Source organism: Conservatibacter flavescens (assembly GCF_002795425.1).
Classification (GTDB): Bacteria; Pseudomonadota; Gammaproteobacteria; order Enterobacterales; family Pasteurellaceae; genus Conservatibacter; species Conservatibacter flavescens.
In genome coordinates this window covers 71,743-89,456 of sequence record NZ_PHHA01000020.1, presented here as the reverse complement: position 1 = coordinate 89,456, position 17,714 = coordinate 71,743, and the positions used below count along the sequence as shown (strand labels likewise).

Below are 17,714 nucleotides of genomic sequence, written 5' to 3'. Positions count from 1 at the left end.
GTCATGAACCAACATGACACAATCTTTATGCTACATAACGACTGCTTTATCCATCACAAAACTCGTTTAATGCGTGGGATAAATTGTCGAAAACATCAGACCAATCCCCAAATTTAGTTTGACGAAAGAGCTTGATAGATGAATACCATATACTGTCATCTCTATCAAGTAACCACCTAAAATCTGCGTGATAACCGAGTAATAACCATGTTTTTTTACCTAATGCTCCCGCTAAATGCGCAACCGAAGTATCTACCGTAATCACTAAATCCATCTGCTCAATCAGGCCTGCGGTTTCTGCAAAACTATTTAAAGAAAAGTGATGTAAGTTTTGAAATTGAGCAAATAGACCTTGTTCATATTCGGGAATAACTTGCTGTAAACAAAAAAATTCTGCATTTTTCTCCAGTAAAAACAGAATCTCACCCAGTTTAATATTTCTATTATGAGGGACATTTTCTCGAATAGATGTCCAACACAACCCGATTTTTATTTTATGATTAAAATGCTGCTGAATATTATGCTGCCATTGCGTTATCATAGTAACCGAATTGATGGTAAAGCTCAGCCCGATTATGATAACCACCATAATTTTGAGGGTCTTGCTCTAAATAATTAGTATAAGATTGGATAGCTTGATGAAAGAGATCTAGATTACCACTCTCCTGAACCACTAATTGTTTTGCATAACATACTTTTCTAAATATGGGCAAATGTGAAGGAATAATTTTATGACCTTTTTCAAATGCAGATGACGCTAAGTCCGTTTTACCTAATCGTTCTAATGCTACTCCTTGAATATAATAAGCATAGCCATAATCAGGCGCCATTTGTAGTACACCATCAATTAAATAGAGTGATTTATCAATATCTGTATAGATCATCGCGGTTGCTATTTGGGTAATGATTTCTACATCATCTAAATTTTTACTCCAAATAGGCATCAATAAGTCAATGGCGTCTTGATATTTTTCTTGAGCAATTAATCGGTCAGATTCTTCCCATAATGAATCAAACATAAAAAATCTCCCACATTGTACTGAGGGAGATTTTAGCATGTATTTGAATGGCGCTCACCGCTTATCGCCTGTTTCACAGACATTACAAGAAAATAATAATCGCCCAAACAGCGGCACAAGTTACCATGCCAACAAATACCGCTGCAGACCCTTGATCTTTGGCTCGACCTGACAACTCATGATGTTCCGTACTTACGCGATCGACTACCGCTTCAATCGCACTATTTAACAATTCTAATGCCAATACCATTAATACTGACCCCACCATTAGCGCAATTTCCACCTTAGTGTCCCCTAAATAAAACGCCAATGGAATTAAAATAGCGGCCAAGAATAATTCATGACGAAAGGCCGTTTCCTTTAATGCACTTTTAAGCCCTTGCATAGAATAGCCAGTTGCTTTTATAACGTGTTGAAATCCTGTATATTTTTTCATTATCATTACCCTGCTAATCGCTTCGCTTCAATAACATCATCTAATTTTGCCAAGCGTGATAAAATTTTACTTAATATTTGAACATTATTTAATTCAATTTCCATATCGATCGTCGCCACTTGGCGCTTTTGATCAACCCGTGTAGCCACACCAGCTACTGAGACTTTTTCATTTGCCAATACCGTAGTAATATCGCGCAATAAGCCATGACGATCTGAAGCAACAATGCGAATTTTAAGTTGAAACCCACAATTTGACTGCTCGCCCCAAACCGAATCCACTACACGTTCCGGATTCATACGTTGCAATTCCGCAAAACGCTCACAATCGGAACGATGAATAGAAATCCCTCGCCCACGTGTAATATATCCCATGATATCGTCACCTGGGATCGGTTGGCAACAACGAGCAATATGATGCATAAGATTACCAACCCCTTCAACCACAACATAGCCTTGTTTCGCCGATTTTTGCTGAGAATTTACCGCACTTTTATGGCTAACATGACGTAAAATTTCTTCATCCACTTCCTGTGCGGTTGGTTTAATCAATTTGCTTTGTAAGAAATTAACTAAATGATTTAAACGAATATCACCGCCACCAATACCAGCAAATAAATCATCTAAATGTTTTAGGTTATAACGAGGTAAAGCATAAGGTTCCACTTGTTTGAGCGTTAAACCAATACGAGCAAGTTCATTTTCCAATAATTCCTTACCCGCTGGAATATTTTTATCTCGATCTAATTTCTTAAACCAGGCATGAATCTTCGCACGCGCTTTGGCAGTATGAGTAAAACCCAAATTCGGATTAAGCCAATCTCGACTTGGATTAGGATTTTTTTGGGTAATCACTTCAATTTGATCGCCCATTTGTAATTGATAAGTAAAAGGCACAATACGCCCACCCACTTTCGCGCCAATACAACGATGTCCAATCTCGCTATGAATCGCATAAGCAAAATCTAAGGGGGTTGAGCCAGTTGGTAAATCGATCACTTCGCCCTTTGGCGTAAACACGTAGACTCTATCATCAAATACTTGGCTACGCATTTCTGCCATCACTTCACCAGAATCTGTAATATCATCTTGCCATGCTAAAAGTTTCCGTAGCCAAATAATTTTTTCTTCATAGCCTGAACGCCCAGCAGTATTCCCCTCTTTATATTTCCAATGTGCGGCCACACCCAGTTCTGCATCATCGTGCATTTGTTGAGTGCGAATCTGCACTTCAATGGCTTTCCCACCTTTGCCTAACACAACGGTATGAATGGATTGGTAGCCATTCGGCTTAGGGTTGGCAACATAATCATCAAATTCTTTTGGTAAATGTTTAAAATGAGTATGCACGACCCCCAAAGCGGTATAACAATCTTGTAATTTGGGCACAATCACTCGCACTGCACGCACATCATACAAATCCGTAAACTGCAAATTCTTCTTTTGCATTTTGCGCCAAATACTATAGATATGTTTTGGCCTACCATAAACTTGGGCATGTTCAACATTTTCCTGCAAATAGCCTGAGAGTTCTGCCACAAAATCTGCTATATATTGTTCTCGATCTAAACGACGTTCGTCTAATAATTTGGCGATACTCCGGTAATGATCAGGGTGTAAATAACGAAAACAATAATCTTCCAATTCCCACTTTAATTGTCCAATACCTAAACGATTTGCCAATGGTGCATAAATATTGGCACATTCTTTGGCGGCTAATACTTTTTCTTCTTCCGAACAACGATTTTCCGCATCCCGTAAAAACGTAATCCGCTCAGCTAATTTAATGATCACACAGCGGAAATCATCAACCATCGCTAGCAACATTCGGCGTACATTATCCACCTGTACCGCATCTGCTGATTGGCTTATCTTTAATTGGCGAATATTATCCATCTCGGCAACACCTTTCACCAACTTACTGATTTTATTGCCAAAATCTTCTTTAATTTGTTCAAGGCTAATAATTTTATCTTTGACTAGAGGAAACAACATAGCCGTTAATAAACTGTCACAATCCATGTTCAAGCTATGTAAAATTTCCACCATCTCAATACTCGGTTGGAAAGAATATTCACTATGCTCTATGGCTTGAGCTTTTTGATGTGCATAGTTCCACGCTTCTATCAGCTTTTGAGCGGTTTGTTTCGGCAAATCCAATCCTCGACACCAATGTTCAATATCGACATCTTTCGGATCAATTAAATGTGAACCTCGAATTGCAACCATACTAAATCCTAGTTTCTTTTTTCAAATAAGGTTATGCTTTCCAAATGCCCTGTATTTGGAAACATATCTATCATCGCAACCTTACGTGGGTCATAGCCCAATTGTTGCAAAATTTCAGCATCACGCACCAAAGTAGCCGGATTGCACGATACATACACTATTTTTTCTGCTGATAAATCGCTTAAGGCGTTTAAAGCAAAATCAGCTCCAGCACGGGGAGGATCGAGCAAAATTTTATTAAAAGGCTTATCTACCCATGCCTGATCAGCAAAAGATTTTGCTAAATCCGCCTGATAAAACTCAACATTATCACATCTATTTCGCTGCGCATTTTGTCGCGCTTTTTCCACCATCTCAGCAACACCTTCAACTCCAACCGCACTTTTCACTTGTAAGCTCAAGGGCAGGGTAAAATTCCCTATACCACAAAATAAGTCTAGCACATGGTCTTGTGGTGTCAGCTCCAACCATGCTAACGCAGTCTGAATCATGGCATGATTAAGCTCCGCATTCACTTGAATAAAATCCCCCATATCAAATGTCAACTTTTGTGTCGCTATATAATAAAAAGGCTCTGCACCCTGCCAACATTGCACATTTTCCTTTTCTTGCACAAAGAGATTGATATGTTCAGATTTTGCGAAATTTAACAATAAATCGCGATCCTTTTCAGCGATTTTTTCAATATGACGAACCAATAGCGTAACACCATTATCCACTGCAACAAGTTCAAGATGCCCTAATTGTCTTGGTTGAGACCATTGGCTAAAAAGTGCGGTCAGTTTAGGTAAAATTTTATTTAACGCCGGCACTAATACATCACAGTGACGAATCGGTACGATTTGCTGAGAATGTTTTTGCCTAAATCCAATAACTAATATCTTTCGAGCCTCATCAAAACGCATAGCCAAACGCACACGACGACGATAAGCCCACTGCTCTCCTGTTATCATTGGCGCAAGTATGATATCGTCTTGTAACTTACGTAACCGGTACCAAAGCGCCTGTTGTTTGGCTGTGCGTTGCATATCAATGGGGATATGTTGGCTTTGACAACCTCCACACTGTGCATAATATGCACATTTTGGTTCTTGTCTTTTAGCATGCCCTTGTAAAATATGTTGTACAACACCTCTCCCGTATTGACGCTTTTCTTCCAATACACGAAATTGCACAATTTCTTGTGGTAAGGCATTCTCAATAAACCAAGTTTTTCCCCCAATTTTGGCCACACCTAACCCCTGATAATCTAAATCAGTAATTTGAGCGGTTAAAAAGTGCGGTGACTTTTGCACTTTTTTTGGTGTGTAATGTAAAACCATGCTTATTTTTTTAATCCTTGTTGAAGAAATAATTCTCGGCTTTTCAATGACTTACCACCAAGATAAGGTTTCAGGGCAATGCGTGTAAAACGCTTTGCGGCTTGTAAGATACTTGGATCGTGAAACTCCCGCTGTTCAAAGGCAAGGAGTTCTCGTCCATAAAAAGTCAAATTATCTTTAATTAATGAAGCAAAAAAACCCCGCTCCTCGCGATAACGGTAGGTCATATTCTCATCAACCCACTCGCCACTGCCAGCACAATGACAAAAATCCACGCCGTAGCCTAACGCTTGTAATAGCTGGAATTCAAAACGGCGCAAAACAGGTTCCACCTGATTCGGCTGGCTTGCAAGTTGGGTTAAACAATGCAAATAATCTTGAAATAATTGCGGATAAGGCGTTTCTTTTTCCAATACCCTATCGATTAATTCATTCACATAAAAACCACTGAATAAGGCAATTTGCTCTAAAGGTAGTCCAATGGCAGCCGGCTCAGCTTTCGTTAAAATTTTCAGCTCCCCACGCCCACTCCAACGTAAAAGCAACGGTGTAAAAGGTTGTAAAACGCCTTTTAATGGAGAACGTTTAGTACGCGCGCCTTTTGCAAGAACAGCTAAGCGACCTGTTTCTTCCGTAAACAGATCTACTAATAAACTGGTTTCACTATAAGGTTTGCGATGTAACACAAAACCACGTTGCCAATTTTCGATGGAAAATCCTTATGTAAACCTGAATCAATCATGTTGCTATTTTAACAGATTATTGCTTTTTTTGACCGCACTTTTAGATCAAAAGAGAATAAATTAAGCGAAAAAGTTATTGGTTAATCATTGATTTTGATTGCACCCAAGCAACCGAAGCCATTCCTAATTGGGCAGCTGAAGAGGGATATGAAGTCACTAATTTTGAACAAATTGGTGAGGCAAGTTGGACTATTACCGTTATTAAGTCACACTAAGATCCAAAAGAAAATAATGGGCGGTTCAGCACCGCCCAAAATCATCTTTATGTATTAGACATCATAAGTCGTCGAGGCTGTATTACCGCCGCGACCTGTCCAGTTCGTATGGAAAAACTCACCACGAGGTTTATCTGTACGCTCATATGTATGCGCACCGAAATAGTCACGTTGAGCCTGTAATAAGTTGGCAGGTAAACGCGCTGTAGTATAACCATCTAAGAAAGTAATCGCTGAAGCCATACACGGCATCGGAATACCAATCTCAATCGCTTTCGCCACCACTTTACGCCAATCTGCTAAACAGTTCTCTAAAATGCCTTTGAAATATGGATCTGAACCTAAGAACACTAAATCTGGGTTATTTTCATAAGCATCACGAATATTGCCTAAGAAACGGCTACGAATAATACAACCTTCACGCCATAATAATGCCGTGCCGCCATAATTGATATTCCAGTTATTATTTTCTGAAGCCTCACGAATCAACATGAAACCCTGTGCATAAGAAATAATTTTTGACGCTAACAATGCTTGACGCACCGCTTCAATCCAAACTTTTTTATCGCCTTCAACCTTTCCGACAACTTTTTTAAAGCTACTTTCTAAGGCTACACGCTGTTCCTTGAAAGAGGAAACGCAACGCGCAAAAACAGACTCAGTAATCAATGTCAATGGAATACCGAGATCTAAAGCATTAATCCCTGTCCATTTTCCCGTCCCTTTTTGACCGGCAGTATCTAAAATTTTCTCAACTAACGGTTGGCCATCGGTATCTTTGTAACCTAAAATATCTGTCGTAATATCAATGAGATAACTATCTAACTCAGTTTTCTTCCATTCTGCAAATGTCGCTTGCAATTCATCATAGCTTAAACCTAAACCATCTTTTAAGAATTGATAAGCTTCACAGATTAATTGCATATCGCCATATTCGATACCATTGTGTACCATCTTAACGAAATGCCCTGCGCCTTCGCCACCAACCCAGTCACAACAAGGCTCACCCTTATCTGTTTTAGCTGAAATAGCTTGTAAAATAGGTTTAACATGCTCCCAAGCTTCGATATTACCACCTGGCATAATTGACGGCCCATGACGCGCGCCCTCTTCTCCACCAGAAACACCAGAACCCACAAAACGAATCCCTTTTTCTGCCAATGCTTTTACGCGACGATTCGTATCAGGATAATTAGAGTTTCCTCCATCAATGATAATATCGCCTTCTTCTAAATAAGGTAATAAGCTATCAATAAACTGATCGACAACGTCACCGGCACGAACCATCAACATTACTTTACGAGGTTTTTCTAATTTATCCGCCAAATCTTGTAATGAGTAAGCCCCAATAATATTCGTTCCTTTGGCTGCTCCCTCTAAAAACTCATCAACTTTTGCTGTTGTACGGTTATACGCCACAACGTTAAAACCTTTATCATTCATATTTAAAATGAGGTTTTGACCCATCACCGCTAAACCGATAACGCCAATATCACCTTTTTTTGTCATGTTTTTCTCCTGTTGTTAAAACCTGGTTATTGTGTAATATCACTACACATAGATAAAAATAATCAACTACTTACCTAAAATAAATTGCGCAGCTGCTTGGCTATGTAAAAGTGTTGTGTCCAAAAAGGGAATGTCAGCATCTTGCTGCTGAATTAACAAACCAATTTCTGTACACCCCAAAATGACGGCTTCTGCCCCTTGTTGCTGTAGCTGCTGAATAACTTCAATATAATATTGTTTCGAATCCATAGAACATTGACCAATACAAAGCTCATCAAAAATAATCCGATGGATTTCATTTTGTATTTCCTCATTCGGCACGATAACCTCGATCCCATGAGCTTCTAATGCTTCGCGATAAAAGGTATCACTCATGGTAAACTTCGTCCCCAACAAAGCCACTTTTTTTATTTGCTTTCCATGAATGACTTCAGCTGTTACATCAATCACACTTAAAAAAGGGACACGAATAGCTGATTTAATTTGTGGCGCTACTTTATGCATAGTATTGGTTGCTAAAACAATCCCTTCTGCGCCAAAATCTTCCAGTTTTTTCGCTGCCGTCGCCAATATTTCACCGGCTTTCAGCCAATCACCAGCCCGCTGGCATTGTACGATTTCTTCAAAATTAACACTTAACATAATTAATTGCGCAGATGAGTTTCCCCCTAATGCCTGATTAATTAAGCGGTTAATCTCAAGATAATAAGTTGCAGAACTTTCTGGACTCATTCCAGCCAATATGCCAAGTGTTTTCATCTCTGAACCTTATTTTTCTACCTGATTAAATACGTGTATATAACAAATCGCCAATCGCAAAATTCAAGAATTTCACCAAATCTTTATGAATACTGTATGCTTCCGAATGTTTATCTTCAATGGCTAATGTCGCCTGAACTTGCGTATCCACTAAGGCTAATAGCATTGGAGAGAGTGTTGCTAACCCTTGCTTTTGTTTTGTATTTTCACCATGGGTCAGCCCAGTTGGGTTCTCTCGATAAAAATACAATACATCTACGATTTCTAAAACTTTTGCTTTTGGCGCCGCACAAAATGTTGCTAACTCAAATAAACCATTTTCCGCAAAATATGTTTTGGCAAATTCTAATTTATTCTCTTTCAAAAATGTTGAGGCATAAAACCCTGCACACACTTTTTGGGCTAAACCTAATTGTAATCCCATTTGGAAGTAGTTAATGGCTAAATTAGTAAAACCACGATACTCACCACTGCGAATTTCTTCTGCATATGGTAAATAGAACATATCTTCACCATTAGACTTAAATTGCATTACCCCACGCACCATCTCGACATTTTGCTCATCTGCAATATTACAAATCTCTTGCAGATTTTCACATAACAAATAATCGTCCGCATCAACAAACCAAATGTACTTACCTTTGGCCAGTTTAATCCCTCTGTTACGTGCAGCTCCCGGCCCAGCATTACGCTGAGTGACAATACGAATTTCCGCATTTTTCTGAGCATAGTTTTCTAAAATCGCTAAGCTGCCATCAGTGGAGCCATCATTAATACAAATAATTTCTTTGTCGACATTTTGCTTCAATAAACTATCTAAACATGTTGCCAAATCTTTTTCTGCGTTATAAACAGGCACAATAAATGACATCAATACTTGTTTTTTTGATGTACTACGTTTTTTAGTAGGCTGTTTTTTCGTTTTTTGTAGTGTTTCGTTACTCATTGTTAACCAACCATTGTTATATAAATTATTCAGCGAATACTTCCGCCTGCCAAGAAAACAAAGGCGCTATTCTAACATTGCCACTAGGGTTCTGTCTAAATACTATTCTGTTTTCTCAACGCGATGAAAACTTCATGTGTATGCCAACTATTTCAACAAAGCAGCAGCTTCGGCATCTAAATACCATTCTGTAATACCATTATTTGACTTAATACGCGCAGCCGGATAAGGTAAAAGCGCTGAAGTATTCTCATTAATCTCTTTTAAAATTTCTGCTTTGGCTCCCCCTGTTACTAAATAAGTAATACGTTTAGCCTGAGCAATTAATTTAGCTGTTTTAGAAATTCGTAATTGTCCTGTGTCTGGATGTTTTGCAATTACCGCAAGCTTTTCATCGGCAAAATCTGTTTGATGGGGGAATAATGAAGCCGTATGCCCATCAGTTCCCATACCTAAAATAATCCAATCGAATTCGCCATTCGGCACAGTTTTCAGTTCATCACTAAAGCGAGACAATTCATCGTTAACCTCATTTTCACCACGAATACGATGAATATTCTCTTTTGGAATTTGGATGTGGTCGAATAATAATTTTTGTACCTCACCATAATTACTTTCAGGATCATTGGGAGCAACCATACGATCATCTCCCCACCAAAAATGTAAATTATTCCATTGTACTTGCGTATTAAACGGTGATGTAGAGAGCGTTTTAAACAGTAATTTTGGTGTTGAGCCTCCAGAAAGCGAAATATGCACTGGGCGCCCTTGTTCACTATATGTCACAAATTCTTGCGCGATTTTTTCTACTGCTGCTTGAGCATTTTCAAATACTTGATAATTCATATTTTTTCCTATTATCCATTGGGTAAAATAAATGTTCCTTTACCCACTTCAATGACTTTCCCCCCCACAAAAATCCTCTGTTCTTCATCAACATATAGACTTAAACGATTTGGTCGCCCAATTTCATCGCCTTGTGTAATGCGTAAGGCTATAGGGGTTTGATTATGATGAATAAACCAGCCACCAAGATTGGCCGCTGCAGAACCTGTGCCAGGATCTTCTATCACCGTATTGCCTTGTGTAAAAACATCCTGACTTTCGCCTGCCCATTATGGGCAAACCACACATAACAGGATCCCCAAACACCACTGTCTAATTTAGTCATGAAAAGTGCGGGTGAAATTTGACAATTTTTTACCGCACTTTCGCTTTTTAAGCGAATAAGTAATTGCCATGTGCCCGTATTAATCCACATCGGTTCAGACTCAATATCGGTTTCTTGTAAACCTAAAATATCCGCCAATTCTGCATTATCTAAATGACATGGCTTGGTTTTTACCTCCTTTTTCAGCGCAAAGGTAATCTCTTCATGCTGATGCTTAATCGTCGCCAAACCAGATAAGGTCTCTATTTGATATTGATCCTTTTCGCAAAATAAGCGACGAATCACAAAACTCGCACCAATTGTAGGGTGTCCTGCAAAAGGCAATTCATAATCTGGCGTAAAAATTTTCAATTTTTTGACCGCACTTGAATGCGTAGCAGTTTGAAGAAAGACGGTTTCAGATAAATTAAACTGGCGAGCAATCAGCTGCATTTGCTCGTCATTTAATCCATCAGCAGCAGGAAAAACAGCAAGTGGATTCCCGCCAAAATGGGTTTCAGCAAAAACATTGAGCAAATAAAAATCGTAATCTTTCATTTTGTCCCCGTTACGACCTTAAACAATCAATACTTCAAGCTGCCCTAAACCATCAATACTCGCGACCAACTTATCATTTTTACCAACCGCACCAACGCCTTCTGGTGTGCCTGTAAAAATTAAGTCGCCTGGTTTTAACTCAAAAAGTTCAGACAATGCGGCTATCGTTTCTTCAACATTCCAAATTAAATGACGAATATTGCTCTGTTGTTTAATCTCGCCATTGACCGTTAAGCAAATATTGGCATGGTGTATATCCGCTGCCCGATCAACGGGGTAGATTTCACTGATGGGAGCAGAATAATCAAACGCCTTTCCTACCTCCCAAGGGCGCCCGATTTCACGCATTTGAATTTGTAAATCACGTCGTGTCATATCCAGACCAATGCCATAGCCAAAAATATGCTCTAGCGCACAATCCACTGCAATATTTTTTCCACCTTTCCCAATCGCCACCACTAATTCAGCCTCATAATGATAATTAGTAGTTTTAGCCGGATAAGGCAATTCCATTACTTGCCCAGCTCTCACCGCGACAATAGACTGAGGATCATTCGGCTTACAAAAAAAGAATGGTGGCTCGCGCGTCGGATCGGATCCCATTTCGCGAGCATGGGCTTCGTAATTACGCCCAACGCAATAAACTCGGCGCACAGGAAAAGTCAGCTCACTATCAACAATCGGTAATCCGACGAGTTGCATTGGTTCAATCGCATAGGCCATGACATTCCTCCTTTTTTGGTAAGTTTGAAGCTATTTTGCTTTATTCTACAATTCGCAATAATCCGTATTCGTTAAATTTTTACAAGGGAAACGCCATGCGCGCCCTTCTTTTTCCATAAGCTCATCTGCCGCTTTAGGCCCCCATGTTCCACAAGCATAACCATGTAACTTAGCATCTAAACCTGCTTTATAATCTAAAATAGGTTGCACAAATTTCCAACAAGCTTGCACTGCATCACTACGGGTAAACAAAGAAGCATCGCCATTTAATGCGTCCAGTAACAAACGCTCATAGCCACTTAACAAAGTGGTTTCCCCTAAGTCTTCATAGTGGAAATCCATCGCCACTTCCTGCGCTTTAAATCCGGCGCCTGGCTGTTTTAAGCCAAAGCTCATAACAATCCCTTCATCTGGCTGAACACGAATAATCAGTTTGTTTTCTGGGGCATTTTGGCTAAATACTGGGTGTGGAGTACGTTTAAAATGAATGACAATTTCGGTTACACGTGTTGGTAAACGTTTACCGGTACGAACATAAAACGGCACGCCGCTCCAACGCCAGTTATCAATTTGCAAACGTAATGCCATATACGTTTCTGTACGAGATTCTGGATTAACGCCTTTTTCTTGACGATAACCTGCTTGCTCAATCCCACGCACTTTCGAAGACGTGTATTGCCCCAATACAAGATTCTCTTCTATGGTTTCAGGATTGAGTGGATGTAGACTTTGTAATACTTTCGCAACCTCATTACGCAAAGAATCTGCATTAATTACTGCAGGAGACTCCATCGCGACCATAGCAAGGACTTGTAAAATATGATTTTGGAACATATCTCGCATTGCGCCTGAACCATCATAATAGCCCCCACGCTCTTCTACCCCAAGCGCCTCAGCTCCAGTAATTTCAACATATTCAATATAGTTACGATTCCAAAGCGGCTCAAATAAACCATTCGAAAAACGCAATACTAATAGGTTCTGAACGGTTTCTTTACCAAGATAGTGATCAATACGATAAATTTGTTGTTCTTCAAAAAAATTGTGAATTTGCGCATCTAATAAGATCGCCGACTCTAAATCATAACCAAAAGGTTTTTCCACCACTAAGCGTTTCCACCCGTGTCCTTCTTTGGTTAATCCATGTGCCGCTAAACACTCCGGAATAACCCCATATAAACTTGGTGGAGTGGACAAATAATAAAGCACATTGCCATGAGTACTATGCAAATATTCCAACTCTTCTAAACGCGTTTTAATTTTTTCATAATCTGGCGCATTGGCGGTATCTACCGCTTGGTAATACACATGTTTAAAAAACTCATCAACCAATTCAGGCTGTGTTTTTTCATGTTTTACTAACAACTGACGCAGTTTTTCACGATATTCTTCATCGCTAAACTCGGTTCGACTCACACCTAAAATAGCAAAATCGTCAGCGAGTTTATTCGCTTCAAATAAGTGATAAAGGGCAGGGATTAATTTACGATGAGTAAGATCGCCTGATGCACCAAAAATGGTAATGGTGCTGTTTTCTGGTTTGAGCATGCTGCTTTCCTTGTATCTGATTAAATGCGTAGTGGTATTACACTACCTAAAATATATTTATATTATTTGCGATTTTTCGTCTTTTCACCAATTGATTTTACCGAAAGGTGTCATTATCAAAACAAAAAATCTGTCGCCAATCTGCTTGCCGACATCCGGTCATCACAAAATGAGGATTAATCAGCGTATCACGTTGATTATAAGTTAACGGTGCGAAGTTTGGATCGAAAATCCCCCCTCCCATTTCCTGTAAAATCACCTCAGCCGCGGCGGTATCCCATTCCCCAGTGTTCCCTAATCGTACATAACAATGGCTAGTACCTTCGGCGACAAGGAGACTTTTTAAACTACTTGAGCCAAAGATCTGAAATTCATAATCAATATTTTTATGCAAAATTGACCGCACTTTATCGGCCATTTTCCCATCTCCCACCGCAATTTTAATCCGCTGAGCGCGGTCTAAAGGTTGAGGCACTAAACGTTGAACACCATGAACATCTTTTTTATATGCCCCTTGTCCTCGTATGGCATAGCATGTTTGCTGTAATATCGGCATATGGATAAGGCCAAGCACGGGACAATTATGTTGCACTAAAGCAATCAAAATCCCAAATTGCCCCGTACGTTCAATAAATTGTTGTGTGCCGTCTAATGGATCAATTAACCAATATATTGGCCATTGTTGGCGTTCTGCAACAGAAATATGGCCACTTTCTTCAGACAAAATGGGAATATCTGGGGTTAGCGCTGTCAATTTCTCACTTAAAAATTGACTCATAAATAAATCCGCTTCCGTCACAGGGGTATTATCTGCTTTGAGCTGAACCTGAACAGAACGCGTATAAAAATCACGCAAATACTCACCACCCGTCTCCGCAATCTGAAGCACATCACTTAGCAATCTAGGGGATAATATTGGCATGGTCTTTCCTTTTCAACGAACTAACAGATTATATGAGCCAATAGGGATTAGCAAGAATTTTCCAAATAATCCCGTAAACAATATAGCGCCACAAGATTGCGCGCCTCACAAAAAGCAGAATCACCTAACAACGCATTCAGTTTCGTCAGAGGAACGCGCACTAACTGCAAGGGTTCTGGTTCATCGCCTTCAAGCTTACTTGGATAAAAATCTTTGGCTAAAAAAATATGCATCGGGCTATTCATAAAATTTGGCGAAGTATTCACCGTGCGCAAATGAATAAACTCCTTAGCGCCTAAACCGATTTCCTCTTGCATCTCTCGATTCGCGCTCTCTTCTGGCGTTTCCCCTTGTTCCATCAAGCCTTTAGGGAATCCTAACTCATAACGCTCGGTTCCCATAGCATATTCTTTTACCATCAATAAATCATCACCATCAACCGGCAATATCATCACAGCGGCGCGGCTACTGGGCTTAAAACGTTCGTAAGTACGTCGTTCACCATTAGAAAATTTTAAATCGACAGATTGAATTTCAAAAATACGTGTCTTTGCCACCACGGATATTGACAAAATTTCAGGTGCTTTCAATTCATTCATACAAATCTTTTCTTCCCCGCTACAAGTATTTTAAGGCCTTATGTTTCCATTTGTTCAACTATACAAATAGATAAAAGCACGATACCATAATTCCTTAAATTGAGAAACCCATTGTGATCATGCTAGTATGATCACAAAATAAACTGAGCATGCTCGTTGATTTCCTCAATTATCCTGAATTCTATTGATTGTGTTAGAGAAAAATTTATGGCAAAAAATACACCCGTTGAAAAAGATGAACAAGTCCGTTTAGATAAATGGCTTTGGGCGGCACGTTTCTATAAAACCCGTACGCTAGCCAAAGAAATGATTGATGGGGGAAAAGTACATTATAATGGACAACGCTCAAAACCCAATAAAAATGTCGAAATCGGTGCCAAAATAAAATTACGTCAAGGCAATGAAGAAAAAGAAGTGGAAGTCGTGGCGTTATCCACTCAGCGTAGAGGCGCACCAGAAGCACAACGTTTATATACAGAAACCGCTCAAAGCCTTGAACAACGAGAGAAAATGGCACTTGCCCGAAAAATGAACATGATGCCACATCCTGAACGTCGTCCAAATAAGAAAGAACGACGAGAATTAATTCAATTTAAGAATCAGATGTAATTAAATTTACTGCACCGTCGTAGCCCAATTGTCGCCAAGCTTCATATACCACTACGGCAACAGAATTAGACAAATTCAAACTACGGCTATTTTCTGTCATCGGAATACGAATTTTCTGGGTCATCGGTAATTGATCTAAAATAGACATAGGAATCCCACGACTTTCTGGCCCGAACATTAAAAAATCCCCTAATTCAAACCGCACTTGACTATGAGCAGGCTGGCCTTTTGTGGTCAGCGCAAATAAACGTTTCGGTTGTTCACTTTGTAAAAACATCTCAAATGTTTTGTGTCTCTTAATATTCGCAAATTCGTGATAATCCAATCCGGAACGACGTAAACGCTTGTCATCCCAAGTAAATCCTAAAGGTTCAATTAAATGCAAACGAAACCCTGTGTTTGCGCATAATCGAATAATATTGCCTGTATTTTGTGGGATTTCCGGTTCATATAACACAATGTCTAACATAAATCGCTCTTATTGCAAGAAAAAAGTCTGGCTATTGTAATGCTCATATTTTTAGGTGTAAAGCCAAGAAAAAATAGATGATAACCAAAATAAACACCATTAAATTAAATATTATCTAACAAAAAATTATTTTAATTAAAAATATAACCAACAATATTGCAAATTGAATAAATAAAATATAAAAATAAATTTAACCAGATAACTGGGATATAAAAATACAGGAGGAACCATGAAACAACTTACAGCAATTATTCAACCTTTTCGTGTAGATGAAGTGCGTGATGCTTTGCATGAAATAGGCATTACAGGAATGACTATTACAGAAGTCAAAGGCTTTGGCCGACAAAAAGGCCACACTGAACTTTATCGAGGCGCGGAATATAGTATTGATTTTGTCCCGAAAATTCAAATTGATATTGTCTTGCGTGATGATGATGTACAACCCGCGATTAACGCTATTTGCCAGGCGGCACAGTCCGGAAAAATTGGCGATGGGAAAATTTTTGTCAAGCCATTAGAACATGTCATTCGGATTCGTACTGGTGAAACTGATGATAGCGCGCTTTAAAATGAAACAATGAGGGATTTAAACATGAAAAAATATTTACTACTCGGTACCGCACTTTTTCCAACTTTGGCCTTTGCCGACCTCAAAGATTGGGTTCAGCCTATGTCTGTGTTAAACGCGGGAGATACTACATGGGTAATGGTGGCCGCCATTTTAGTGTTATTTATGACCGTTCCGGGCCTCGCCCTATTTTATGCTGGCATGGTTCGCAAGAAAAATGTACTGGCGACAATGGTACAAAGCTTTGCAATTGCTTGTATGATTGCCGTTCTTTGGTTATGTTTTGGCTACAGTTTGGCATTCACGCCAAATAATGCGTTTATTGGCGGAACGGAACGTTTCTTTTTATCTGGCCTAAGCGTGTTTACCGAGCAAGAGCAGCTTACTGTTTACCCTGGTGCCGCAACGATTCCAGAATCAGTATTTATGATTTTCCAAATGGCCTTTGCCATTATTGCCGGCGCAATTATTACCGGTGCGTTTGCGGAACGTATGAAATTTTCAGCTTTAATGTTATTTGTCGGACTTTGGTCACTGCTCATTTATGTGCCTACAGCCCACTGGGTTTGGGGGTTAGATGGTTGGCTTGCTTCTGATGGTGTACTGGATTACGCTGGCGGTACGGTGATCCATATCAATGCTGGAATCGCGGGTTTAGTTGCCGCAGTCATGATAGGAAAACGCATTGGCTATGGTAAAGAAAATATGCAACCTCACAACCTAGTCCTCACCCTTATCGGCACGGCGATGTTATGGATTGGTTGGTTTGGGTTCAATGCGGGTTCTGCATTAGCGGCTGATGGACGTGCCGGTATGGCCTTAGCCACCACCCAAGTTGCAACAGCAGTCGGTGCATTAAGCTGGGTTTTATTAGAAGTTGTCCAAAAACACAAACCTTCTGCATTAGGTTTAGCCTCTGGTGCAGTCGCCGGTTTAGTGGGTATCACGCCTGCAGCTGGGTTTGTTTCCGTACAAAGCGCCTTAGCCATCGGAGCCATCACCAGTATCATCTGTTTTGTTGCAGTCACTCGTTTAAAATATTGGTTAGGTTATGATGATACACTCGATGCTTTCGGTATTCATGGAATAGGCGGTATCGCTGGCGCAATTTTAACCGGCGTCTTTGTATCAGAAGAAATATCCGGAACCCAAACAACACTTTGGTTACAAACAGAAAGTGTCCTTATCACCATAGCATACAGCGCGATCGGTAGCTTTATCTTATTGAAAATTATCGATAAACTCATTGGATTACGCGTGGCGAAAGACGATGAGCGCAAAGGACTGGATTTAAGTTCCCACGGTGAGCGAATTGAATAATTAATCACCAAACAAATAAAGCGCGGTCAAAAAAATTTAAAAAAATTGACCGCGCTTCTGCTCTACAAGCC

Annotated in this window: 20 protein-coding genes and 1 pseudogene; 4 read left to right on the top strand and 17 right to left on the bottom strand. The window is 39.7% G+C overall.

The genetic code is table 11. The annotated features are described in order from the left end of the window. Positions 1-46: 46 nt before the first annotated feature. The 6 genes from CVP05_RS08880 to recO form a co-directional block, all read right to left on the bottom strand. Positions 47-541 (bottom strand): glycosyltransferase family 9 protein, encoded by a 495-nt coding sequence (locus CVP05_RS08880; protein ID WP_100289216.1) that lies wholly within the window; start codon positions 539-541, stop codon positions 47-49. After that, a complete protein-coding gene (locus CVP05_RS08875; protein WP_100289215.1) occupies positions 519-1,019 on the bottom strand; it encodes a tetratricopeptide repeat protein in 501 nt (166 codons plus the stop codon). The genes CVP05_RS08880 and CVP05_RS08875 overlap by 23 nt, the downstream gene beginning before the upstream one ends. Positions 1,020-1,101: 82 nt before the next feature. After that, positions 1,102-1,455 carry a diacylglycerol kinase gene (locus CVP05_RS08870; protein WP_100289214.1) on the bottom strand — a complete coding sequence of 118 codons (354 nt, stop codon included), beginning with the start codon at positions 1,453-1,455 and terminating at the stop codon, positions 1,102-1,104. A 5-nt stretch (positions 1,456-1,460) separates the two neighbouring features. Next, positions 1,461-3,683 (bottom strand): GTP diphosphokinase, encoded by a 2,223-nt coding sequence (gene relA, locus CVP05_RS08865; RefSeq protein WP_100289213.1) that lies wholly within the window; start codon positions 3,681-3,683, stop codon positions 1,461-1,463. A gap of 8 nt (positions 3,684-3,691) precedes the next feature. After that, the gene (gene rlmD, locus CVP05_RS08860; RefSeq protein WP_100289212.1) at positions 3,692-5,005 is read right to left on the bottom strand and encodes a 23S rRNA (uracil(1939)-C(5))-methyltransferase RlmD; all 1,314 of its coding nucleotides are present in this window, start codon (positions 5,003-5,005) and stop codon (positions 3,692-3,694) included. A 2-nt stretch (positions 5,006-5,007) separates the two neighbouring features. Continuing rightward, positions 5,008-5,691: a DNA repair protein RecO gene (gene recO / locus CVP05_RS08855; protein ID WP_243389223.1), complete on the bottom strand. Its 684-nt coding sequence runs from the start codon at positions 5,689-5,691 to the stop codon at positions 5,008-5,010. Between the two features lie 137 nt (positions 5,692-5,828). On the opposite strand from recO, the pseudogene CVP05_RS12790 reads away from it, so the two are divergent. Then, positions 5,829-5,963, top strand: a pseudogene (locus CVP05_RS12790) (sulfurtransferase TusA family protein); the annotation flags it as partial. A 54-nt stretch (positions 5,964-6,017) separates the two neighbouring features. Here CVP05_RS12790 and gnd read toward each other — a convergent pair. The 10 genes from gnd to nudE form a co-directional block, all read right to left on the bottom strand. Continuing rightward, positions 6,018-7,472, bottom strand: a complete 1,455-nt coding sequence (gene gnd, locus CVP05_RS08845) for a decarboxylating NADP(+)-dependent phosphogluconate dehydrogenase (protein ID WP_100289210.1) — start codon at positions 7,470-7,472, stop codon at positions 6,018-6,020. 66 nt (positions 7,473-7,538) lie between these two features. Then, positions 7,539-8,231 carry an aspartate/glutamate racemase family protein gene (locus CVP05_RS08840; protein ID WP_100289209.1) on the bottom strand — a complete coding sequence of 231 codons (693 nt, stop codon included), beginning with the start codon at positions 8,229-8,231 and terminating at the stop codon, positions 7,539-7,541. Positions 8,232-8,256: 25 nt separating this feature from the next. After that, positions 8,257-9,177 (bottom strand): glycosyltransferase family 2 protein, encoded by a 921-nt coding sequence (locus tag CVP05_RS08835; RefSeq protein ID WP_100289208.1) that lies wholly within the window; start codon positions 9,175-9,177, stop codon positions 8,257-8,259. Positions 9,178-9,324: 147 nt separating this feature from the next. Continuing rightward, on the bottom strand, positions 9,325-10,023 hold the full coding sequence (gene pgl / locus CVP05_RS08830) for a 6-phosphogluconolactonase (RefSeq protein WP_100289207.1): 699 nt from the start codon (positions 10,021-10,023) through the stop codon (positions 9,325-9,327). A gap of 11 nt (positions 10,024-10,034) precedes the next feature. After that, complete coding sequence (locus CVP05_RS12840) at positions 10,035-10,250, bottom strand: PhzF family phenazine biosynthesis protein (RefSeq protein ID WP_279324787.1); 216 nt, start codon at positions 10,248-10,250, stop codon at positions 10,035-10,037. Next, positions 10,247-10,885, bottom strand: a complete 639-nt coding sequence (locus CVP05_RS08825) for a PhzF family phenazine biosynthesis protein (protein WP_279324786.1) — start codon at positions 10,883-10,885, stop codon at positions 10,247-10,249. Before CVP05_RS08825 ends, CVP05_RS12840 begins: the two co-directional genes overlap by 4 nt. An 18-nt stretch (positions 10,886-10,903) precedes the next feature. Then, complete coding sequence (locus CVP05_RS08820) at positions 10,904-11,608, bottom strand: fumarylacetoacetate hydrolase family protein (protein ID WP_100289206.1); 705 nt, start codon at positions 11,606-11,608, stop codon at positions 10,904-10,906. Positions 11,609-11,653: 45 nt separating this feature from the next. Continuing rightward, positions 11,654-13,156 carry a glucose-6-phosphate dehydrogenase gene (zwf, locus tag CVP05_RS08815; RefSeq protein WP_100289205.1) on the bottom strand — a complete coding sequence of 501 codons (1,503 nt, stop codon included), beginning with the start codon at positions 13,154-13,156 and terminating at the stop codon, positions 11,654-11,656. Positions 13,157-13,253: 97 nt separating this feature from the next. Further along, the gene (cysQ, locus tag CVP05_RS08810) at positions 13,254-14,078 is read right to left on the bottom strand and encodes a 3'(2'),5'-bisphosphate nucleotidase CysQ (protein WP_100289204.1); all 825 of its coding nucleotides are present in this window, start codon (positions 14,076-14,078) and stop codon (positions 13,254-13,256) included. A 47-nt stretch (positions 14,079-14,125) separates the two neighbouring features. Next, positions 14,126-14,677, bottom strand: coding sequence for an ADP compounds hydrolase NudE (gene nudE / locus CVP05_RS08805; protein ID WP_100289203.1), 552 nt, complete (start codon positions 14,675-14,677; stop codon positions 14,126-14,128). 207 nt (positions 14,678-14,884) lie between these two features. Here nudE and hslR point away from each other — a divergent pair, with 207 nt between their 5' ends. Continuing rightward, the gene (gene hslR / locus CVP05_RS08800; protein ID WP_100289202.1) at positions 14,885-15,286 is read left to right on the top strand and encodes a ribosome-associated heat shock protein Hsp15; all 402 of its coding nucleotides are present in this window, start codon (positions 14,885-14,887) and stop codon (positions 15,284-15,286) included. On the opposite strand, the gene trmL is transcribed toward hslR, so the two are convergent. Next, the gene (gene trmL, locus CVP05_RS08795; protein ID WP_100289201.1) at positions 15,270-15,755 is read right to left on the bottom strand and encodes a tRNA (uridine(34)/cytosine(34)/5-carboxymethylaminomethyluridine(34)-2'-O)-methyltransferase TrmL; all 486 of its coding nucleotides are present in this window, start codon (positions 15,753-15,755) and stop codon (positions 15,270-15,272) included. The two genes, hslR and trmL, sit on opposite strands and share 17 nt — an antisense overlap. Before the next feature lie 229 nt (positions 15,756-15,984). Between trmL and CVP05_RS08790 the strand changes: the two genes are divergently transcribed. Both CVP05_RS08790 and CVP05_RS08785 read left to right on the top strand, forming a co-directional pair. Beyond that, positions 15,985-16,323: a P-II family nitrogen regulator gene (locus CVP05_RS08790; RefSeq protein ID WP_100289200.1), complete on the top strand. Its 339-nt coding sequence runs from the start codon at positions 15,985-15,987 to the stop codon at positions 16,321-16,323. Positions 16,324-16,347: 24 nt separating this feature from the next. After that, on the top strand, positions 16,348-17,643 hold the full coding sequence (locus CVP05_RS08785; protein WP_100289199.1) for an ammonium transporter: 1,296 nt from the start codon (positions 16,348-16,350) through the stop codon (positions 17,641-17,643). Positions 17,644-17,714 lie beyond the last annotated feature (71 nt).